This window comes from Colwellia sp. 5_MG-2023 (genome assembly GCF_030547795.1).
Taxonomy (GTDB): Bacteria; Pseudomonadota; Gammaproteobacteria; order Enterobacterales; family Alteromonadaceae; genus Colwellia.
On record NZ_JAUOPW010000003.1, the window covers coordinates 151,407 to 172,576 of the forward strand.

Sequence of the window (21,170 nt, forward strand, 5' to 3'; positions counted from 1 at the left end):
TTTGTTTCAGAAGTGTGCAAAATCAAGCTATTGCAAATAACTAAAGGCGCGAAAGCTACATGAGAGTAGAGTTTATTAACCCATTTTTATCATCAATGCTTAATGTAATGTCAACAATGGCACATATGGAATTAATTCCAGAAAAGCCAACGTTGAAAAAAGATGAAACCTCGATGGGTGATGTATCAGGGTTAATAGGTATGATCAGTCCTGAAGCTAAAGGCTCTCTATCTATTACATTTGATGCTCCTTTAGCACTAGCAACAATGAAGGGAATGGTTGGCGAAGCACCCGATGAGATAAATGACGAAATAACAGATTTAGTGGGTGAGATCACTAATATGGTTACTGGTGGCGCAAAACGTTTACTTAGTGAAAAGGGCTTTGATTTTGATATGGCAACCCCTATTGTTGTTTCTGGAAAAAATCATAGCATTCATCATAAATCCAAAGGACCTGTCGTCGTTATCGCACTACGAGGCGAACTGGGTAAGGCCTACATTGAATTTTCTTTTGATGAATAATTAATTGACTATTGGCTGCTCTTTTCCTGACATATAGTTATCATTCTCTCGTTATATTGGCGCATAAAATTGAGCTCTTTTTTACGCGCTAATCGCTCCTCTTCAGAGCGAATAACATCCCCCGTATTAGAGTTATATTTTTTTCCACATAATGCAATCATTGCTTGATAATCTTTAGGGTGTACGCCAGGAATATTGATACTTCTTGTTGACGTAGTCTGTAACCGATAGTCTTTATTTTCTATTGCTAACGCCAGTGCTTGGTTTAGCTTTTCTTCATCAGTATGTTCCAAGATACTTGCCGGTGTCTGATTACTTTCCTGTGTACTTTCTTGCATTGTTTCTTCTAAATTAGTGTCAGTTGTGGCTGTGCTATCAACAAAAGTTTGATTTGTACAACTCGCACAAAAGGCCACGACTAACGTTAGGATGCTCCATTTCATTTGCTACAACTCCTTTTTTGACGCCATAGTAACGCAAAGGTGAATAATAATAACCAAGACATACTACCAGATGATTTATCATTGCCTGCTTCAGGCTCTGAGGTAGGCTCTGTCTTTGCTTCAACGGTAAGATTAACCAGCTGTACGGAACTACTGACATTGTCTTTACTTATCACAACAGACACTACAAGCTCGCCAGAAAAATCACTGTTTGGCGTAACCGTTTGCCCTAGGAAAGTATAATTATCACCCGCTTGAATTGTTATTGAATCTGCCGCTTCACATGCATAAGTAAATAATGCATTGGTTAACTCAATACTGTTTCCCTGAACAAGCGAGATAGCTTGTTGGCTAGTAATTACAAGATCCTTAGCAGCTAATGCCTTATTAATATTAAAGGCTCCTTGGTTTACGGCATAAAAAATATTATCACTACAAACAAGCTTAATTCTAGCTTCAGCAGTATTAATGTCATTCGGACAAAAACTGTCTATTGATAGCGTAGCATTACCGTTATTACTTATATTATTAGCTAGCGTTATATCAAAACTTTCTCCATTATTTTTTGAAAGTAAAACGTCAACAGCCGCACAATTAATAGGTAAGGTATCAGTCTGAGCAACTTGCCAACTTATATTATTATCACTTTCTGTCCAAACATCTTCTGCTAATGGGGTATTAAGAGAAAAAGCTTCTCCTGAATCAACAACCGTTAATGTAGTCTCATCATAACTAACACCGCCATTTTGATCAAAAACCATCAAACGAAAGTTAAGGTCTCTATTTGTGGTGGGTAATGATTCCCCGATAGTATGAGTGCCCGTAAGTACGTTTGATAATTGTGGAAAGAATCGAGTGGCATGTTCATTTGGTAGAAAAGCTCGAAATAAAGGTCGTGTTCCATCGTCCACTTGCTCGGCAAGCGAAGCACTTTTTTCCCCTAAATCAAATTGTTGCCAACTATAACTCAGCTCATCGCCATCAACATCTGTAGCGGTACCTGATAATTTAAATGGTGTTCGTGCCGGAATAGTATAATCCAAACCGGCGTCAACAATAGCGACATTATTGCTATCAACAGAAGCAATACCACAGCTGTCACCAACGCTACTTTCTAAATAAGCATGTATTTGATCGATTGATCTTGCATGAAAAAATGCATCAGAATGCGACTGTAGATTTTGATCATCACAAAGCCCTGCATAAGACATAATTGTTGAGCCACTACCCACTTCATAAGCTGAGCGTTGTACACGATTACCAGAGCAAGCTCCTCCTGTACCATTGAAGCTGTGTTCAGCACCAAATTGATGGCCTATCTCATGAGCAACATAATCGATATAAAAAGCATCATTAGTAGGATTTAAGTCGCCAGTAACGCCATCACCTTTATATATTGGGTGGCACACAGCACCAAGCACAGCTAAACCGCCACCATCAGTATTAAGCACATGACCTATATCATAATTATCACTGCCAATAATACTATTAATAACACCTGTATTTAGCCCGCCATCATCACTGTTATTATTGAAGGGATCTGTTTCTGCGTCGGTAAAAACTAACAAATCATTATTTTCGACTAACTCTAATTTTATCGCTAAATCATGCTGATAAATTTGATTTAACCGGTTAACTAAAGTGATTATCTCTGCCATAGTAGTATCAACTGTACCACCATTAAATTCTGTATATTCTGCCGCTGCAGATATAGCGATACGATATGTTGTTAAGACACTTTCAGTGTTGTTAGCACCTTCTTCTTTACTCATTTTATTTCGTGATAAGCTTTCTAAAGCGGTAGATAACTGCGTAATATTTTTGGGTTGATGAAAGGTAAGTAATTTTTTATCTTGTACTCGGCTATTTTCTTTAATGTAACTTGTATATTTAGCATTTACACTATTAAAGACGCGTTGCACCTTTACAGGAGAAGCATTTTCTGAAGTTACTATTGATGATTGGCTTTTTGCTAAAGACTGGGCTGCTTTTTCTTCAATATAAATATTTTCAGGCTCAACAAAAACCCGTTCTCCATTATAATAAAACATGCCATGAAAACCATTGGATGTAATATCAAAACGACCGGTATTGTTGCTATTATCAACCGCTACCCCCGAAAATGTTCGAATATGAGGGTATTTTTTAGCAAGCCCTTCAGACATCACACTTTCAGGCGTTAATTCAAAATTAACGAGTGCGCCACTAGGTAATGGTAATGCAATGATTATCGCCTTATCATCACTAAACAAAGCGGTTTGTAATTCTGGTGTGTTGAGCGTTAATAAGCCTGAACTAGTATCTTGATGAAAAATGCTTTTAGCTTTCACGGTTGGTTCTTGAGCATAAACCAATGTTGAAAATACACTTTGAGTACATAATGCTAATACACCCCCAAAAGTAACCTTTTTTAATAGTTTTGCTTTTTTCTGTAAATTCATACTGACCGCTCGATAGTAAAATAGTTATTTGTCATCAAAAGATGTTTTTAGTTGGAAAGCATACGACTCGATTTAATCTTCTTGCCACTGTGGCTTAATTAACGCTTGATATCATTAATTAAGATTTTATCCTATGCGCTAAGATTAACGAGTATAGAACAAAAAAGCCACTGACAATGCAGTGGCTTTACTTTAAAACTTGCTAACAAAACTCAACGTAGCAAAATATATACACTAGTTGAGACTTTGTTTAAGCCTGTGTAACCGGATTATTAACTGACTTTTGTTTCTTTTTACGACTAAAAACACCACGTAAATCTTCAATAATCACATATAAACTTGGAATAAAGATTAACGTAACTACAGTGGCAAAAAGCACACCAAACGACAAGGATACTGCCATTGGGATAACAATTTGCGCCTGAGCACTGGTTTCAAAGAAGATGATAGGCACTAAACCAATAAAAGTGGTTAATGAGGTTAGCATTATTGCTCTAAAGCGCTTAGTACCTGCATGGATAACAGCGTCTTTTAAACGCTCTCCACGTTTACGCGCATTATTGACATAATCAACCATTACCAAGGAATCATTCACCACAACCCCTGATGCCGCTAAAATTCCCATAATGGATAATGCACTTAAATCCATCCCTAATATAAAGTGCCCAAATACAGCACCAATCACACCAAAAGGAATTACCACCATAATCATACACGCTTGTGAGTAGGACTTTAGCGGAATGGCAAGTAAAGAGAAAATAACCATTAACGAAATCATAAAGTCTCTGAATTGCTCACCTGCGCTATCCATTTCTTCCTGAATACTACCCGACAATTCACTTTGAACACTCGGATACTGCCTTAACAGTTGAGGAATATAGTTATCACGAATATCTTTGGCTATTTCAAATGGTTCAACTTGCTCAGAATCAACACTTGCCCAAACATTAATTGTACGATTACCACCCTCACGACGAATAAGTGTAACGCCATCTGTTAATGATATTTCAGCAAGTTCAGATAATGGTAATTCAGCACCATTAGACGTTTGAATCATCACATCATCAACATGGCCAATACTACTACGTTGCTCAAGTGGATAGCGTACCATCACTTTTATCTCTTCACTGTTACGTAAAATACGTTGTGCTTCAAGACCATAAAAACTATAGCTAACTTGTGATGCTACCTCAGCTAAAGTTAACCCTAAACTGTAAGCTAATGGCTTAAGTTCCAACTGAACTTCTTTAGCACTGGTTTGACGAGAATCATTAACATCACCAACACCTTTTAACGAATTAAGTTTAACCTTTAAGTCGTTTGCTGCTGCGAGTAATTGTGCATCGTCAGTACTTTCTAATTTAAAAGCAACGTCACCATCATCGCGACCGCCGCCAAATAAATTATCATTGATAGATAACGATTTAACGCCAGGGTAATCAGGAATAGCTTTTCGCCATAAATCCGCTAATTCAAAAGTATTAATCGCCCTTTCTTTTGGAATAACTAACTTAACCATCACATTACCACTAGTACGGCTACGTAAATCAACCTGCATATCAGCAATCATTGAACTGCCATATTGTGCTTGAATATCATCATCAACGGCGTAAAGAATACGTTCAATATTCAACAATACTTCCAATGTGGATTTCTCAGCAGCATCTACGTTCATTTCAATACTGACACTAGGAAAATCATGTGGGATTTGAGGCTGACCAATATATCGAACAAAACCACCGCCAAATAAGCCAGCACTTAACAACATTAAGCTAATAAAAAACATTAACACCGCATAACGATATTCAATACACATTGTTAATGCTGGTCGATACATAGTGTCAATAAAAGCTTTTAATTTAATATCAATCCAACGACGAAGCCTATCTAGCGGATTTTTAGGGTTAAAGGTCTTTATTTTCATTTTAACTAAATGCGCAGGTAAAATGAGTTTCGATTCGATCAGAGAAAAAATTAAACAAAGTACAACTACCGCACCAATAGCTTTACCAAATGCAGAAGAAGGCCCTTCACCAAAAAGGAAAGGTACAAATACCGCAATAGTAGTTAACACCCCAAAGGTAGCGGGCATTGCGACACGCTTAACACCACGAATAACATTTTCGGTTGAATGTCCATGCTCTTCTATTTCATCATGCGCACTTTCCCCCATGACAATCGCATCATCTACAACTATCCCGAGTACAAGAATAAAAGCAAACAGGCTAATAATATTAATAGTGACACCAACAAACTCCATTGGCATCACTAATAGCGTACCTAGAAAACACACAGGTAACCCCATCATCACCCAGAATGCTAAACGTACACGTAAGAACAGTGCTAGCATAATAAAGACTAATACCGCGCCGCTTTCCATGTTGCTTAACATCATGTTTAAACGGCCTTCAAGGTAGTAGGTCATATCAACCCATGTCTCTAACTTCACACCTTTTGGTAAAACACTGTCTTTGCTCTTTACATAACTATTAATTACCTGAGCAACATCAGTAATACTTTGATTGTCGGCTGCCCCAATAAACAAGGTAACTGAATTCTTACCATTAAACTTAGAGTATTGAATGCCTTCTTCAAAGCCATCAATCACTGTAGCAACATCCCCTAATAATATTTTAGTACCATCAGCCAATGTAATAATAGGGATTTGTTCAAACTCATGACCACGATAAGCTTGATTCTCGACCCTAAGGTTTATATAACCATTTTCGGCACGAATTTGCCCAGCAGACATATTTCGAGATGAGCCACGTACAGCATTGGCTACATCGACAAAACTTAAACCATACTCTCTCAATTTGTCCTTACTGACTTCAACAGAAATTTCGTAATCTAAGCCACTATAGATTTCAGAAATATTTATTTTAGGTAATTGTTGAATTTCATGATGAATTTTACGCCCTAGTTCTTTTAATTCACTATTCGTTAAATCACCATACAAGCTAAGGTACATAACTTCTTGACGATACTTTTCTCTTTCAACTTTAATGCGTTCCATGCCATCAGGGAAACTTGAAATGGAATCAATCGCTGATTTAATTTCTTCGAGTACCACTTGAGGATCGTAATCGAGCTCTACTTCAAAAAAACCATTAGAAAAATTTCTGTTAGAGTAAGTAATTACACGTTTAAGACCTTGCACTGTTTTCAGTGCCTCCTCGATCTTAATGGTAATACCTTCCTCTACCTCTTGCGGGGCTGCGCCAGGATATTGCGCAACATAGGAAACCCAGTTGATTTTTACTTGTGGAAACATTTGCTTGTCAATAGTTTTTATGGTTAAAAAGCCACCAATCAAAATAAAAACCATTAACAAGTTAGCTGCTATAGTATTACGGGCAAACCAAGCAATAATACCGGTATTAGTATCAATAGACTCATCAATTTTTGAGGGGTTCTTCTCTGTTTTTGCGCTACTATCCGAAAGAGAACTCATCATTACTCCCCTTCGTTTTCATTATTAACAACATCAATTTTTTCTGGTGATGTACTACTGTTATCATTTGTTTTTTCTTGTATATCAGTTACTAATGATAATTTCATTCCTTCTACAGGGTAATCTAATGAAGACACGATCAACTGATCACCATCAAGTAACCCTTTATTGATAACCACATCCCCTCCTTCTTGACGAACAATATTAACATCGGCGTAATGAAGTTTTGACTCGCTATCTAAAAGTGCAACTTGCTCGTTTACGACTAAATATTGAGGGACAATACTCGCATGTTCAATATTTATACCTAAAATTTTAGCTGTCACATAAGAGCCAAAACGTAACGGCAGATCATGCTCTTTGTTACTATGATTAAGGTAATAAGGATCTTGAATTTCGGCGACTAGGTAGGTCATTCGACTATTGTCATCAACAACACCTTCACTTCTCACTATTTTCGCTTGCCATTGTATTTCTTCACCAGCAAATGTACCGGATAAATTTACCGTTGATTGTAAACCTTGATCGATAAGATATTGTAGCTGGTTATCGGCAACAGGTAAGCGAACTTCGGCAATAGCCGTACCTAATAACATTCCTATTTCACTGCCCACACCGACAAAGGAGCCTAAGCCAATACTTCGGCTATTAATCATAGCATCATAAGGTGCTCTGATTTCAGTACGTTGTAAATTTCGCTCGGCACGTAAAATAGCTGCTTGAGCAGATTTAACATTCGCTAACTCTTGTGCAAGCTGCGGTTTGCGCAGGCTTAGTTCAGTAGGCGAGGTATCCGTTATCTGTTGCCATTCTTTTTCAGCAACCTTTCCTTGTGCTACTTCAGTTTCTAATGCAGCACGTGCCGATGCCATATTTGCCTGAGCGTCAATAAGCGCAGCATGATAATCATTAGGATCGATTCTAGCTAATAATTGACCTTTTTTAACCAAACCACCACGAACGAATGTATCACTTAGTTCAACAACTTCACCACTTACTTGCGCAACAATCGTTGTTTCATATTTGGGTTTTACAACGCCATAAGAGCTTACTTTCATCGTCATTGGCATGACAGTAATATTTTTAACTTCAACGATTGGTGTATTATCCACTTCAGCTTTTTCTTCTGGTGGTTTTTTCATACTAGAAAAACCAATATAAGCACCAATACCAATAGCTAAAATGGCGATAGGTATGATAATTTGTTTTTTACGAGCCACTGTTTTATCCCTTTAATAATCTAATTTTATTTTTATACAGAAAACGAATATCAATTCTCTGATTATCTGAATGAACAATAACGAATATGGTATAACGAAATTTATCAAACATGTTACTGTTTATTACAAAAAACACGCCTATTTGTAAAAAAAAACCAAAAACACCAATTCTGTATATTTATCCCTTATTTATCAATATATTGCAATATTTATTTAAAAAGAGATTTTTAGATAAAAATATCATACACTAAATAATTAAGTCACTTATTGGCTTATTTCACCACTTTTTAACTTTTCACAAATAATACCTGTTAAATTAACAACTTTTGTACGAAAGGATTAATCATGTTTAATAAAATAACCGACTTCTTCAATAACTTACTAGATTCCAAAGCTGACAATACTCAGTGTCAACTTTCTATAGAGATTGCTTCTGCGGTACTACTTTGTGAGGTAATGCGTGCGGATAGTGTTTTTACCGAAAGTGAACAGGATACCCTTAGCAATATTTTAGCTAAACAATTCAACCTGAATGTCCAAGAAGTCAGTACTGTTTTACAACAAGCTTTTGAGTTAAGTGAAAATGCTAGTGATTTTTATCAATTTACGTCTAAATTAAATCAACACTACTCCTTAGATGATAGGATCGAAATTGTGTCATTATTATGGAAAGTTGCCTATGCTGATGGTGAATTAGCAAGTATTGAAGAACATATCATTCGAAAAATCGCTGATTTACTTCATTTAAGACACAGTGAATATATTGCAACTAAAATTGCAGCGGAACAGTTTGCCAAATGAATAGATTTACCACCAAAATAATTTATTAATGCGTAAGAGAATCGGTTATTATACTCATCAATATTTTCCCTACTTATAACGGCATTTTTAATGACAGATTCAACAGCACAACCTAGCAACTCACCTCATGTTGAAATAGGAAAATACAATACACTTACTGTTGTTGCAGTAACGCCAACTGGAGTTTACCTAGACGGTGGAGATTTAGGTGAAATATTACTTCCGAACCGACATGTGCCAAGTGATTGTAAAATTGGTAATAGTATTAAGGTTTTCATTTACTTAGATTCGGCAGAGCGAATTTCAGCAACCACTGAAAAAGTACTTGGTCAAGTAGGTGAGTTCGTATCCTTAAAAGTAGTACAAGTAAATAAAATGGGGGCCTTTTTGGACTGGGGGTTACCGAAGGATCTACTTGTTCCTTATAATCAACAACATTCTGAAATGGAAGTTGGAAAGTATTACTTAGTACGCATTTTTCTTGACCAACGTACAGAGCGTGTTGCTGCATCAAGTAAACTTGATAAATTTATTGATATTTGGCCCGCAGAATATCAACAAGGTGACAAGGTAAAATTAATTATAGGCGGAAAAACTGACCTAGGCTTCAAAGCCATAGTAAACGATTTACATTGGGGCTTACTTTACGACAATGAAATTTTTCAACCATTACGTATTGGTAAGAAAATAGATGGCTACATCAAACAAGTTCGCGAAGATGGTCGCTTAGATCTTATTCTAACTCGTGGTAGTAAAAACACAGTAAAGAGCTTTGCAGATAAACTTGTTGACGCTTTACAAAAGAATAATGGTTTTCTACCACTGCACGACAAAAGTGCACCAGAATTAATACAAAGAACGCTTGGGGTAAGTAAGAAAACGTTCAAGGCTACAGTGGGTAATTTGCTGAAAAATGGTAAATTAACGATAGAGAAAGATGGAATTAGGTTGAAGTAGTCAATCCTTTTGACTACTTTCATCTTTACAATTTAACGTAACATTGTAAACCAGCCCATAAGCATAGGCAGTAGAGGGAAAGCAATAAACGCTACTAAAATTAACGAAATTAAACCGAAACCTGTACTATCTTTAAAATCTTCATTCTGTGACATTGTGAGGATACCCTTAATAGGAAAAAAAACAGGCGTAGTCTAACGATTAACAAAACGAAAAAAAAGGTTTATTTGATCTATATCAAATATAATAATCAGTGATATATAAAAATAAACCTACTTGGCATAACTTATTAATAATAAATTGAGTCTTATACTTATTCCACACTCAATGAAATAGATAGTTATTATGTTGCGAAAAACCTGATATGCTTCTTTATTGACCAATACTTAATATGCTAAAAATAAGATCAACATCTTGCAAAAAACACATAAAATAACTAACAAATCAGATGATGAATTATATCAGCCTCATGTGGTTGCTGTCTTTTCTTTGGTTGGCATGTCAATCCTTGCCACTATGGCGGTTATCGCATTATTTAACCAAACTTATATCTTAGCTGTAACTTTATTTGGCTCAAGTTTGCTATTTTTTATGGGCTACTATGTTTATAAAAAGTTTAATAATTCGATATTTAGCTCTGCGATTGTTCTATATTCGCTTTATTCTCTTATGTTTTACCTTGTTTATACTGGAGGTGTAGCACAGACAGGACCATTATGGATATTTATCATTCCTCCTATCTCGTTATTTATTCAAGGTCTAAAATACGGCTTAGTCAATATTGCGATGTTCGTTGCCGTTATCAGTATTATAATGTTTATACCAACAGATGTTATGACACATGCGCCATACAGTATGGAATTTAAATTACGTTTGTTATACTCGTTTTTAACCGTGACAGCTCTCTCTGCACTATATGAATACTCTAGAGAACGCTCATATAAAAGCGCATTAAGGTTAAGTGAAAAGTATCAACAACTCGCTAATTTTGACCCGCTAACCCAGCTATCAAATCGTCGTGGTGCCCTTGCTATTTTACAACAAGAACAAGCTCGTATATCACGTAAAGAAGATCCATTGTCTATTATTTTATGCGATATAGATTATTTTAAAAAAGTAAATGATCTATATGGGCATAACGCTGGTGATGCTATTTTAATAGCGCTAGCAAAGATATTTATGTCTAATATGAGAGAACAAGATTCTATTGCACGCTGGGGCGGAGAAGAATTCTTATTTATTTTGCCACAAACAACAGCTGCCAATGCCAATGTTGTGGCCGAAAAAATTCGAGGTCAGATACAAAACCATACGACTTTTTATCAAGATAAAGCAATTAAGGTAACTTCGAGTATGGGTATTGAGCAATTCGATGGCACGAAAAGTATTGATGAAGTGATCAATAGCGCAGATAAACACTTATATAAAGCTAAAGATGCAGGCAGAAACCAAGTTTTTCCTAAACTAGAAACTACTGACGATTTGTAGACCTAGCTTCCACTTACGGCCCAGTTTTAAAATCATTCAGGTTTAATAGCAACAATTTGTGCGATAGCTTGCTTCGCATGGTTACCTTGTGAGGTAAAAACCTCTCCTTCAAAACTATACAATATTTTCCAATCTGAAAAATATTCAAGCAGTTCATTAGGCTTTAATAAAAAATTAGAATTTTTAGGCCTGCCTAACTTTGCTTGTTTTTCTGTGAAGGTTTCATAAATAATCATGCCCCCTGGTTTTACAGCAGCTTTAATCTGCGTCATCAGCGGACGATGTAAGTAACGAAAAACCATAATAGCGTCAAAGGTTTCTGCCTTTAATGGTTTATCGTTACCTTGATCAAAATGGACTTGATCAAAATGATCTTGCTCAAAATCTACCTGCCAATATTGCGCTAACTTTTGTGTATTTAGCTGCAAACGATTAACGGCCTGTTCAACCTGCTTTAGTGATTCACCATTAATATCAGCAAAAACAACATTAATATCATTCTCAAGTACATGCAGACCATTTCGCCCTTCACCACAGGCAAGATCGAGTACCTGCGCTTTACTATCAAACGTTAGCAGCTGCGATGACAATAAGTATTTATCTATTAATGATGAATGTTTCAAACCTAAATTCCAGCAATTATACGACGTTATATCTCAAAGTAATTGGTAAAAACTTTATAAAGTTCAGTCCCTTGATTCACACTTGCAGAAGCGAAATGTAAAATAGGAAGGACATCTTTATCAAGAATAACATTATGTAATGGATTACCATCACCGTAATTATCCATTCTTAAAATACGTGCTAATGGCTTACCTGCGGGTAGAGGCTTACCAAATTCAGCTAAATAATCCACCATCCCCCCCATAGGAGAGTACAATGCTTTATAGTCTTTTAAATAACAAGCATAGCGTGTCATTTCTTGAGGTTGATACCCTAATGACTCAGCTTTTTGTAACGATACCTCTTCAGAAGGGGTTTCTAGGCAACTACTAAGCCCAATCACACCTTTGTACTGTAAGTAGCTTAAAATACCTAATGCGTCTTGATGCGCGACATCCAAATCAATTTGCTCTTGAGAGCCCAGCTCTACAGTAAAACTCTCTTTAGCAAAAGCCCCCTCGCCCATGACAAAGTTTCGATCTAACTTTTTATAGGCTTGTTGCAAGCTCCACCAAGGACAAAAAGTTGCTTCATCCATTGCACCATCGAAATCATTAGGAATAAAAAGGGTATGAGGTATATCAAAGTAGCTAGCACTTGCCTTCGCGTATTCAGGGCAATATAAATGTTTACTTGAAATGGGGCCAGTATGTAAGTCGAGTACTATATCAGCTTGATGTGCCATACGTTGTAACTGATAAGCAATGCGTTGACCAGTAGTCAGTCCCCAAATATTATGATCCAACTTTTGTTCAATTTGATCGATTAATACATTTTCAAATCCTACTCTAATTTCATCTTCACTCGCATTAATATTTTGCTGAGCAAAAGGTACTATAATTGACTCATCAAAATGGTACATTCTATTCCAGTTCACGCCCGTAATAGGGTCAAATCGACCTAATGTATATTCACCATTTTTATGGTTACAAGCCACAGGATTGGCATAAGGTACCAAAGTAATATCACTTTGAATTTTGCAATCTTTTAATAGCTCTAGCAACTGAAAGATAACTGCATTTCCTTGTACTTCAGCACCATGCATATTTGCTTGAATATAAACATTAGGCGCTGTACTTTGAGTTCCAGAGGCTGTATTACTTTTTTCACTTTCAAACGAATAAACAGGCACGGTTAACTTAGCGCCACTAGCCATTTCCCCAACGTGCATAATACTTTTTTTGAAGGTATTCATCATTTATCTCATTTATTAACCGGTATAGGCAAAACTACGCGAATATTACTCGAATACTATTCGAATACTATGCAAGGTATGAACTCGCAGGTTTCGCAGCTCTAACTTCAACTAATTTATTTTCTTGAATTACATATTCTGCCGCCAATTGGTGACATAAGAAAAACGGCATGCTTTCAGTAAACCCATAGGCACCACAATAACCAAAAACTAATTCATCACCAACCTCAACATCTTTTGGTAAAGATAAATGACCAAGTTTATCCATACTTGTACAAAGAGGCCCATGTAAATCAAAGTATTGGCTTGACTCATTCGACTGACGAAGTAAGGTAACTGGAAAAGGTTGATCTGTTATTGCTGGACGAATAAGATGGTTAATACCTGCTGCCAACACCAATTGTTCTTGACCATAATTAGTTTTTCTATCAATTACCGGAACAACATAATAGCCACATTCAGCAACCGCAAAACGACCAAGCTCTAACCAAAGCTCATCAACGCCAGCCTTGGCTTTAATGTCAGCTAAATCGGAAATAATTTGCTGCCATGCTAACGTTTTACCTTCACCAAGATAATCGATACCTAAGCCACCGCCTAAATCAAGAATTTTTAGCTCCATACCAATATCGTTGGCAAGTTCAGTGAGTGGCTTAACCATTTGCCCCCATAAGGAATACATTTTTTCATTACTGAGCATGTTGCCCCATTGAAAAATATGTAAACCACAAATATTTAATTCGGGATAGTCACTTACTTTAATGTGTTGCCATTCTTCTACCGATAAACCAAAAGGCGTTAAGCTATTACCACCTAATGGATTCTTTTCACCATCAGGCCACTGTAACTGTACACGCAGTAATACCGTTGGTTTTTCACTAGCTGGCTTTTCCTTAACAACTTCATTAAGCCAAGTCAGTTGATTTAAGCTTTCAATCACAAAAGTACCGACACCTTTTTTGACAAAAGCATCAAGTTGTTTTTTAGATTTAGCGGGACCTGTATTCAAAATACGGCTAGGATTCACACCTTGTGCTAATACTTGTGATAACTCACCGGTGCTAGCAACATCAAAATCAAACCCTTCACTATCTAATGTTTGAATAACTTTAGATAAAGGATTGGCTTTAACAGCAAACCAAAGCTTAATCACATCTTGTTGCTGTAATGTCGCAAGGTGTTTTTTTAACGTATCTAATTGATAGACAAAATAGCCTTGTTCATCTTCGGGCGATTGATGAGCTAATAACGTACTTTCAAGATTGGTGTCGAACCAAGTAGGTTTAGTCATAATATTTCAATTCATTTATTACACTGTAAGTTTCAATTAATTCATTATTATTAATAATCTAGCTTTAAGCTATATAGTTCAAGTTAAAAGCAAAAACACGGAATTGATCATCAATCAATATTCCGTGTTTTTTATGCTTAAGCGTTTAGCCCATTCTTTGAAAATTAAAATACTTTCCCAAGAATTTATAAGTACTTTAACGCTTAACTTGCACTATACAGCAACAAGTTGAACAATTAACGAAGGATAGATTCTAACTCTAATGCCGCATCACTTTGTTCATCACGATATTTAACGATCAACGCACATGCCATGTTCAAGCCTTGTGCTTGCGCCCAATCTCCTTTTACAGGGCGAGTGCCCGGAACAACAATAGCATTTTCTGGAATTTCAGCGCCTTTTTCACGCATCACTTCATTAACACAATCATATACTGGTACTGATTTAGATAATGAAACACCTGGTGCTAGTACAGCGCCTTTTTTCACTACAATACCTTCAACAATAACAACACCGGCACTCAAGAAAGCATTATCTTCAATAATTACTGGGCTAGCACCGATCGGCTCTAATACACCACCAATTTGAACCGCAGCTGAAACATGAACATTTTTACCAATTTGAGCACATGAGCCAATTAGAGCATGGCTATCAACCATAGTACCGGTATCAACAAATGCACCAACGTTAATATAAGCTGGTGGCATAATAATGACGCCTTTAGCAACATGAGCACCAGCACGTACAGATGAACCGCCCGGTACTAAACGAACACCATCCTCAGGTGTAAACTGACGAGCAGGTAAATTATGTTTATCAACAAAACCTAAATAGTTATCACCAAAAGCAATGTTTTCACCCGCTTTAAATGCCGCTAAAATACCTTGTTTTACTTCAACATTGGCATGCCAATTACCGTTTTCATCTTGAGTTGCTGCGCGTAGTGCACCAGTTTCTAATTGTGCTATTACATCTTGCCAATTCATGCGATATTCCTATTTTCATGTATATTTATAAAAGAAGATTGATTAGCTTGCACTAACCATTGATTAATTTTTTCATCAAATGCCAATAACTCTGTATTATCGGTTAATTCAAGGTGTGTTAATGGCGCTCGCAATATCGGTGTTTTAATATTTTGTTGCTGCTGCATTAACATTTTGACTGGGATAGGGTTAGCAACACAAAATAGTGCTGCTACAGCCCTGTTCCATAATGGAAACATAGTGTTGGTTTGCCCAACTAAACATAGTTGAACATACGTTTGTGTTGCTTGAGGCCATGCATTAGCGCAGACCGAGACTAAACCTTTCGCACCTGCCGGTACTAGATATGGCATCATGGCATCTTCACCACTATAAAGTGCTACACCTGGGCATTGTTCACGGTAATTAAGAAATTTATGTAAATCGCCACTTGCCTCTTTCATTGCCCAACAATTTGGATGATTTTGCAAATTTTGTAAGGTTTCAACGGGAATTTCCACGCCACTACGAGAAGGCACGTTATATAACATACAGGGGAAATTAGCAGCATCTAGTAGAGCTTTAAACCATTGTGTTTGGCCAACGACACCAGGTTTAGCATAAAGTGGGGTTCCAAGTAAAAAACTATCAATAGGTAACTGGTTACAATAATCAACCCAGTTAATTTGTTCTGCTAGATTAGAGCCACCAACAGCAACCATTAACGGTGTATTAAGCTGTAGACTGCACACAAACTCAACAATACTCATTTGCTCATCACGGGTTAATGCTAAACCTTCACCTGTGCTACCAAGTAACAGTATACCGTTACCTGCTTCAGCTTGTGCTATTGCGATTCGTTCTAGACTAGTAAAGTCAATTTGATTATTTTCTAAAAATGGCGTCACTAAAGCTGTCCATAAAGAACAAGCGTCAAGGTTTCTGTTGCCAATAAGTTGGGAATTTATATTTGTAGGTGATTGTGTATTCATTGCTCTCGAACTCATAATGTTTATATCGGCTTAAGCACAATACAAATTAGTTCGGAGGGCTTTAAGGTATTCACAATAAAGAGCTAAGTATAACAACCTTATGTTAAGGCTATTATTGGCTTTTATGCAAAGACCAGAAGCTCTCCACTCAATTATAACCTACCTTCTATTAAGGTAGCTCAATATCAGTGACAGTTGTCGGGATTCAGCCCTTAAACTTTGGTTAGACACCAAGGTAAACAACCGATAAGTGTTTTATCAAACAAATACTTATCTCGGCGCTAATCCCCCTCATTACTATTATCAGATTTTGATCTCTGTGCAAAATAACATTGCAAATAATAACTACCTGGTTAACGCTCCTCTTCTGGCCCCTTTCCTCATAACTATTAACATTTTATTTGTATTCCTATCAGTAACTGCCGTCATCATTTATAAAATATAAACATTGCTGACACTTATCTTGATGGTTTATCTAAAATATCAATAATTTAGAGGTGAACTTTTGATATTAAATCAAAAATCTGAATTAGGGACGCCGCTATTTAAACATTGTTATCACTTTTCTGTCAATATCGAAATATTCAGACTATAGAAAAAACCTTGAATACAGTAGAATACTATCTTCTAACTTATTCACTGTTAATCATCATTATGTCAACTTCAAACATCAGCCAAATATTAGTACGAAATAGTGCACTATTATCGGCTAAAACGCCCTTATTTATTAATTTAATGGCAGATGGTTTTATTGAAAGCTATCTACTTGATAATCCAGAGGCACAATTAAGTTGCCATAATACTAATTTTGTCGATTATTTAGCGATAAAAAACAAATTTGATAAACAGGTCGAAACAAGTTTTGCTAGCGAATATAAAACTGAACGACAACACGACTTAGTTGTGATTAACTTCCCAAAAAGCAAAGATGAACTTGCTTTTACTTTTGCGGTGATTGCCCCTTATTTAAGCAACGATGCTAAAGTAATCTTAGTAGGCGAGAAGAAAGGTGGCATACAATCTAGCACTAAATTAACCGGAGAATTTCTTCAGAATTGTCAAAAAATAGATGCTGCACGTCATTGTTTACTCTTTGCCGGCATCGTTAACCCTGAAAATTTAAATAAGCCGTTCAATATTGAAGGCTGGTTTAAACAATATCAAATTAATATCAACAATATATCGCTTACTATCGCTTCATTGCCAGGTGTTTTCAGTCAGAAGAAGTTAGATATTGGCACCGCATTATTATTAGATAACTTACCTCAGTTTATGCAAGGAAAAGTGCTAGATTTTGGTTGTGGTGCAGGTGTTATCAGCTGTTTTATCGGTAAGAAGTTTGAATCTACCCAATTAGACTTACTGGATGTAAGTGCTTTAGCAATAACATCAGCCCAAAAAACACTCGCATTAAATAATTTATCTGGTACTGTTTTTGCCTCAAATAGTTTATCTAACGTAGCAGGAAAATATCAACATATAGTCTCTAATCCGCCTTTCCATCAAGGCACCAAAACCAGTTATCAAGCAAGTGAGGATTTTTTAAGAGGAATTAAGCCTCATATTGAGCCTCGTGGAGATATCACCATAGTTGCCAATAGTTTTTTACAGTATTTACCGATCATGCAAGAATACATAGGAACAACCAAACGATTAATTAATAAACAAGGATTTAACATTTATCACTGTAGAGCTAATTAATGGTCAACCAGACTTGATAAATGTATTTTTTTCAGCGATGGTTATGCCATGAAAACAAAAAATAAATTAATATCTAATCGAAGATTTTTACTCGCCAGTATTTTAGGCGTAGCTTCTTTCGTAATAGTCATTATTCTAACCAGTATTATCTATATTGTAGAAACTCAAGAAGAGTTAAAGTTAGAAAAATACACTCGCGCTTGGGCCAAATCTATTGCTCAAGCCAATGTAACCTACTTAGTTGAAAATACAAAAGGCGCCGAAAAAAGAGCAAACGCTAACCTAAAAAAACTCGTGACAGCTGACTACATTAATTATATTCATATTTATAAAAAAGAAGGCACTGAAACGACTTACTTTACTGGTTTTAATAAAAGCATCTATCATCCAGCAATTCCAAGTAAAGTTGCTCAAATAGATGAATTACTAACTCTTAAAAATCAAAAAAATAATTTAGAGTTAGTGGTAGAAATAAAACAAAATAAAACCATAGTCGGTTATTTGTATATTCAAGCAAGTAAAAAAAACATTCATGATTTTAGTCGACAGCTAACGTTCACTGCGATTGCATTATTGCTATTCGCTTTAACGCTCTTCTTTATATTAGCATCTTCAATTAAAAATAAAATCAATCAATTACTCACTACTTTAGTTGAGTCATTACAAGAAATATCACACAGTAAAAACTATAATGAACAAATAGACCCCCTACCACTTATTGAATTTGATATTTTAGCTCAAAACATTAATATTTTATTAAATAGAACAGCGAAGCACATCACAAAAAAAGATAACACACACCAACAAGCCTTATTAGAAAATAATATATTGGCAGAAAAGGTACAGGCTAGAACGAATGCTTTAAAAGAATCTAATCAAGAGTTGCTTTCAACTTTGGAAAAATTACATCAATTTCAAGGGCAGTTGGTTGAAACCGAGAAAATGGCCTCTCTAGGCGACATGGTTGCAGGTATTGCCCATGAAATAAATACCCCGATTGGTTTGGGTGTTACGGCCTCAACACTAATGAATGACCGTTGGATGGAAATAAAACAAGCCTTTGAAGATAAAACGTTAAAATCCAGTCAGCTAAAAAAATTCCTGACTCAGGGTGAAGAAAATATAGAGATGATTTACCGAAACCTAGATCGGGCTGCAAAATTAATTTCTAGCTTTAAAAAGGTGGCAGTTGATCAAACAAGCACAGAAACAAATTCGTTCAATTTTAAAACGCTGCTTGAAGAAGTATTTATCACCTTAAAAGCGAAACTACATGAACAACATATTGATCTCATTATAGACTGTCCTGACAACCTTATTGTTGAAAGTAAAGCCGGACAGATTAACCAAATATTGGTTAATCTTATTTTAAATTCAATTATTCATGGTTTTGAAGGCAAGACTGATGGTGAAATAACTATCTCTGTATTTTATCTGAGTGATCAATTACATATAAGCTATAAAGACAATGGTACAGGTATTGATGAAAGTGTAAAATCGAAAATATTTGCTCCTTTTACCACAACTAAACGCGGTAGCGGTGCAAGCGGTTTAGGACTCCATTTAGTGTTTAATATTGTGACCCAAGCCTTAAATGGACATATCGATTTTGAAAGCGAAATAGGGATAGGCACTAAATTTAATATCATTTTTCCCGCTTTACTTACCTTAGAACAATAAATAATGGTAATAGTTTGCAATATAATTGTTATTTAATTTAGACTTAGTTAACATGGTTTACAAAGTGTTAACTATACTTTCACGATAAAACAATAATATTAAAAATTCGCTTGAACATCTCTATTAAATTAACGGAATTGGCATGGAAAATTATCAAATACTCATAGTAGAAGATGAAGACGTTACACGTTTCAATTTACGCAATTTATTTGAAGCTGAAGGTTATAATGTATTTGAAGCATATAACGAAGAAACGATGACCATTATGCTAGAGCAGCAAGATATCAACCTAGTGATCATGGATATTAATCTTCCGGGGAAAAACGGCTTATTACTAGGCAGAAATTTGGCAAGTAATAAAAATTTAGGGTTAATATTCTTAACAGGTCGTGATAGTGATATTGATAAAATACTAGGGCTAGAAATTGGTGCTGATGATTATTTAACAAAACCATTTAACCCTAGAGAGTTGACCATTAGGGCGCGTAATATTTTAAGCCGTATTGGTAACAGTAAAAACGACATCGAGTTAGAACAACCTATTGTTACTTTTAATGAGTGGAAATTAAATGGTCATTCACGCGAAATGACTAGTCCAACAGGAGAAGTAATTCCTATTCCTCGCGGAGAATATAGAGCGTTACGTTTATTAATAAAAAATGAAGGCAATATTGTTTCTAGGCAAGAATTAATTAAAGAAATGACTGGTCGAGATTTGCGAGACAATGATAGAACTGTTGACGTAACAATTAGACGATTACGTAAACATTTCGAATCAAATGATAATACCCCTGAACTAATCAATACCATACATGGTGAAGGTTATCGTTTTGTAGGTAAAGTAACCTAGCCTTAACTACAATAAATATAAATTAACAACCATTAAGCTACAAACCTGAGAGCCAATCATCAAAAGCGGCTATCGCTTGTTTATTATGAATTTTAAGCTCAGCAAGTTGTTGAGCTTTACCACTCGTACCCATTGTGGTTTTTTCCATTTCTTTCAAGCGTATATGTAATGACTTTAAACCAACGCTACCTGCTGCACCTTTCATTTTATGACAATGTTCTTGCCATAATTGTGAGTTATCGCTCAACAATGAACTTTCAATATCATTAATATATAAAGCCACCTGTTGAATATATAAATCAAACATTTGTTTTACCACGCCGTGACCTAAGCGTTGTACATAGTCACTAAGCAGCTCTTTATCTAACTGTGTCGACTCAACATTTTCATTCATAAACCACCTACCATCTTATTTATAGTGCGTTACTTATTAACATAACAAGTGAATGAATAAGTATTTGCTGCTTGAATTCTATTCTAAATGACTACGCAGTATCCATCCATA

The 21,170-nt window shown here is 35.9% G+C and carries 18 protein-coding genes and 1 riboswitch; of the genes, 7 read left to right on the forward strand and 11 right to left on the reverse strand.

All coding sequences use genetic code 11. From position 1 onward, the window contains the following. Positions 1-59 precede the first annotated feature (59 nt). Positions 60-524 carry a chemotaxis protein CheX gene (locus Q4496_RS03800; RefSeq protein WP_215972170.1) on the forward strand — a complete coding sequence of 155 codons (465 nt, stop codon included), beginning with the start codon at positions 60-62 and terminating at the stop codon, positions 522-524. 8 nt (positions 525-532) lie between these two features. Here the strand turns inward: Q4496_RS03800 and Q4496_RS03805 are convergent, their stop codons facing one another. The 4 genes from Q4496_RS03805 to Q4496_RS03820 all read right to left on the reverse strand — a co-directional run bounded on the left by Q4496_RS03805 (position 533) and on the right by Q4496_RS03820 (position 8,082). After that, complete coding sequence (locus Q4496_RS03805) at positions 533-967, reverse strand: hypothetical protein (protein ID WP_215972171.1); 435 nt, start codon at positions 965-967, stop codon at positions 533-535. Beyond that, complete coding sequence (locus Q4496_RS03810) at positions 964-3,408, reverse strand: reprolysin-like metallopeptidase (RefSeq protein ID WP_303609966.1); 2,445 nt, start codon at positions 3,406-3,408, stop codon at positions 964-966. The genes Q4496_RS03805 and Q4496_RS03810 overlap by 4 nt, the downstream gene beginning before the upstream one ends. 250 nt (positions 3,409-3,658) lie before the next feature. Next, positions 3,659-6,865, reverse strand: a complete 3,207-nt coding sequence (locus tag Q4496_RS03815) for an efflux RND transporter permease subunit (protein ID WP_303609967.1) — start codon at positions 6,863-6,865, stop codon at positions 3,659-3,661. After that, on the reverse strand, positions 6,865-8,082 hold the full coding sequence (locus tag Q4496_RS03820) for an efflux RND transporter periplasmic adaptor subunit (protein WP_215972174.1): 1,218 nt from the start codon (positions 8,080-8,082) through the stop codon (positions 6,865-6,867). Before Q4496_RS03820 ends, Q4496_RS03815 begins: the two co-directional genes overlap by 1 nt. Before the next feature lie 345 nt (positions 8,083-8,427). Between Q4496_RS03820 and Q4496_RS03825 the strand changes: the two genes are divergently transcribed. Further along, positions 8,428-8,883, forward strand: a complete 456-nt coding sequence (locus Q4496_RS03825) for a TerB family tellurite resistance protein (RefSeq protein WP_303609968.1) — start codon at positions 8,428-8,430, stop codon at positions 8,881-8,883. Between the two features lie 90 nt (positions 8,884-8,973). After that, complete coding sequence (locus tag Q4496_RS03830) at positions 8,974-9,840, forward strand: S1 RNA-binding domain-containing protein (protein WP_215972176.1); 867 nt, start codon at positions 8,974-8,976, stop codon at positions 9,838-9,840. A gap of 32 nt (positions 9,841-9,872) precedes the next feature. Here the strand turns inward: Q4496_RS03830 and Q4496_RS03835 are convergent, their stop codons facing one another. Next, positions 9,873-9,995, reverse strand: a complete 123-nt coding sequence (locus Q4496_RS03835) for a hypothetical protein (RefSeq protein WP_289847522.1) — start codon at positions 9,993-9,995, stop codon at positions 9,873-9,875. Positions 9,996-10,254: 259 nt separating this feature from the next. Here Q4496_RS03835 and Q4496_RS03840 point away from each other — a divergent pair, with 259 nt between their 5' ends. Next, positions 10,255-11,328 carry a GGDEF domain-containing protein gene (locus tag Q4496_RS03840; RefSeq protein ID WP_252727393.1) on the forward strand — a complete coding sequence of 358 codons (1,074 nt, stop codon included), beginning with the start codon at positions 10,255-10,257 and terminating at the stop codon, positions 11,326-11,328. 32 nt (positions 11,329-11,360) lie between these two features. Here Q4496_RS03840 and Q4496_RS03845 read toward each other — a convergent pair whose 3' ends face one another. The 5 genes from Q4496_RS03845 to dapA form a co-directional block, all read right to left on the reverse strand. Then, a complete protein-coding gene (locus tag Q4496_RS03845) occupies positions 11,361-11,951 on the reverse strand; it encodes a bifunctional 2-polyprenyl-6-hydroxyphenol methylase/3-demethylubiquinol 3-O-methyltransferase UbiG (RefSeq protein WP_303609969.1) in 591 nt (196 codons plus the stop codon). 26 nt (positions 11,952-11,977) lie between these two features. After that, on the reverse strand, positions 11,978-13,186 hold the full coding sequence (locus tag Q4496_RS03850) for a succinylglutamate desuccinylase/aspartoacylase family protein (RefSeq protein ID WP_303609998.1): 1,209 nt from the start codon (positions 13,184-13,186) through the stop codon (positions 11,978-11,980). Positions 13,187-13,253: 67 nt separating this feature from the next. Then, positions 13,254-14,477, reverse strand: coding sequence for a PLP-dependent decarboxylase (locus Q4496_RS03855; protein ID WP_215972177.1), 1,224 nt, complete (start codon positions 14,475-14,477; stop codon positions 13,254-13,256). A 236-nt stretch (positions 14,478-14,713) separates the two neighbouring features. Then, entirely contained in the window at positions 14,714-15,463 is a 750-nt protein-coding gene (locus Q4496_RS03860) for a 2,3,4,5-tetrahydropyridine-2,6-dicarboxylate N-succinyltransferase (protein ID WP_159821485.1), read from the reverse strand. After that, positions 15,460-16,434, reverse strand: coding sequence for a 4-hydroxy-tetrahydrodipicolinate synthase (gene dapA / locus Q4496_RS03865; protein ID WP_303609970.1), 975 nt, complete (start codon positions 16,432-16,434; stop codon positions 15,460-15,462). The genes Q4496_RS03860 and dapA overlap by 4 nt, the downstream gene beginning before the upstream one ends. Positions 16,435-16,563: 129 nt before the next feature. Then, positions 16,564-16,809, reverse strand: a riboswitch (Lysine riboswitch). A gap of 279 nt (positions 16,810-17,088) precedes the next feature. On the opposite strand from dapA, the gene Q4496_RS03870 reads away from it, so the two are divergent. From Q4496_RS03870 to arcA, 3 genes are all read left to right on the forward strand, one after another. After that, a complete protein-coding gene (locus Q4496_RS03870) occupies positions 17,089-18,135 on the forward strand; it encodes a methyltransferase (RefSeq protein WP_303609971.1) in 1,047 nt (348 codons plus the stop codon). A gap of 48 nt (positions 18,136-18,183) precedes the next feature. Continuing rightward, complete coding sequence (locus tag Q4496_RS03875; protein WP_303609972.1) at positions 18,184-19,815, forward strand: sensor histidine kinase; 1,632 nt, start codon at positions 18,184-18,186, stop codon at positions 19,813-19,815. A 142-nt stretch (positions 19,816-19,957) separates the two neighbouring features. Continuing rightward, complete coding sequence (arcA, locus tag Q4496_RS03880) at positions 19,958-20,665, forward strand: two-component system response regulator ArcA (protein WP_303609973.1); 708 nt, start codon at positions 19,958-19,960, stop codon at positions 20,663-20,665. Between the two features lie 37 nt (positions 20,666-20,702). Here the strand turns inward: arcA and Q4496_RS03885 are convergent, their stop codons facing one another. Then, on the reverse strand, positions 20,703-21,059 hold the full coding sequence (locus tag Q4496_RS03885) for an Hpt domain-containing protein (protein ID WP_215972182.1): 357 nt from the start codon (positions 21,057-21,059) through the stop codon (positions 20,703-20,705). Positions 21,060-21,170 lie beyond the last annotated feature (111 nt).

Coding starts and splice junctions, on each gene's coding strand:
- Q4496_RS03800 (WP_215972170.1), top strand. CDS start 60: ATGAGAGTAGAGTTTATTAACCCATTTTTATCATCAATGCTTAATGTA.
- Q4496_RS03830 (WP_215972176.1), top strand. CDS start 8,974: ATGACAGATTCAACAGCACAACCTAGCAACTCACCTCATGTTGAAATA.
- arcA (WP_303609973.1), top strand. CDS start 19,958: ATGGAAAATTATCAAATACTCATAGTAGAAGATGAAGACGTTACACGT.
- Q4496_RS03870 (WP_303609971.1), top strand. CDS start 17,089: ATGTCAACTTCAAACATCAGCCAAATATTAGTACGAAATAGTGCACTA.
- Q4496_RS03875 (WP_303609972.1), top strand. CDS start 18,184: ATGAAAACAAAAAATAAATTAATATCTAATCGAAGATTTTTACTCGCC.
- Q4496_RS03850 (WP_303609998.1), bottom strand. CDS start 13,186: ATGAATACCTTCAAAAAAAGTATTATGCACGTTGGGGAAATGGCTAGT.
- Q4496_RS03835 (WP_289847522.1), bottom strand. CDS start 9,995: ATGTCACAGAATGAAGATTTTAAAGATAGTACAGGTTTCGGTTTAATT.
- Q4496_RS03805 (WP_215972171.1), bottom strand. CDS start 967: ATGAAATGGAGCATCCTAACGTTAGTCGTGGCCTTTTGTGCGAGTTGT.
- Q4496_RS03860 (WP_159821485.1), bottom strand. CDS start 15,463: ATGAATTGGCAAGATGTAATAGCACAATTAGAAACTGGTGCACTACGC.
- dapA (WP_303609970.1), bottom strand. CDS start 16,434: ATGAATACACAATCACCTACAAATATAAATTCCCAACTTATTGGCAAC.
- Q4496_RS03825 (WP_303609968.1), top strand. CDS start 8,428: ATGTTTAATAAAATAACCGACTTCTTCAATAACTTACTAGATTCCAAA.
- Q4496_RS03810 (WP_303609966.1), bottom strand. CDS start 3,408: ATGAATTTACAGAAAAAAGCAAAACTATTAAAAAAGGTTACTTTTGGG.
- Q4496_RS03885 (WP_215972182.1), bottom strand. CDS start 21,059: ATGAATGAAAATGTTGAGTCGACACAGTTAGATAAAGAGCTGCTTAGT.
- Q4496_RS03855 (WP_215972177.1), bottom strand. CDS start 14,477: ATGACTAAACCTACTTGGTTCGACACCAATCTTGAAAGTACGTTATTA.
- Q4496_RS03815 (WP_303609967.1), bottom strand. CDS start 6,865: ATGATGAGTTCTCTTTCGGATAGTAGCGCAAAAACAGAGAAGAACCCC.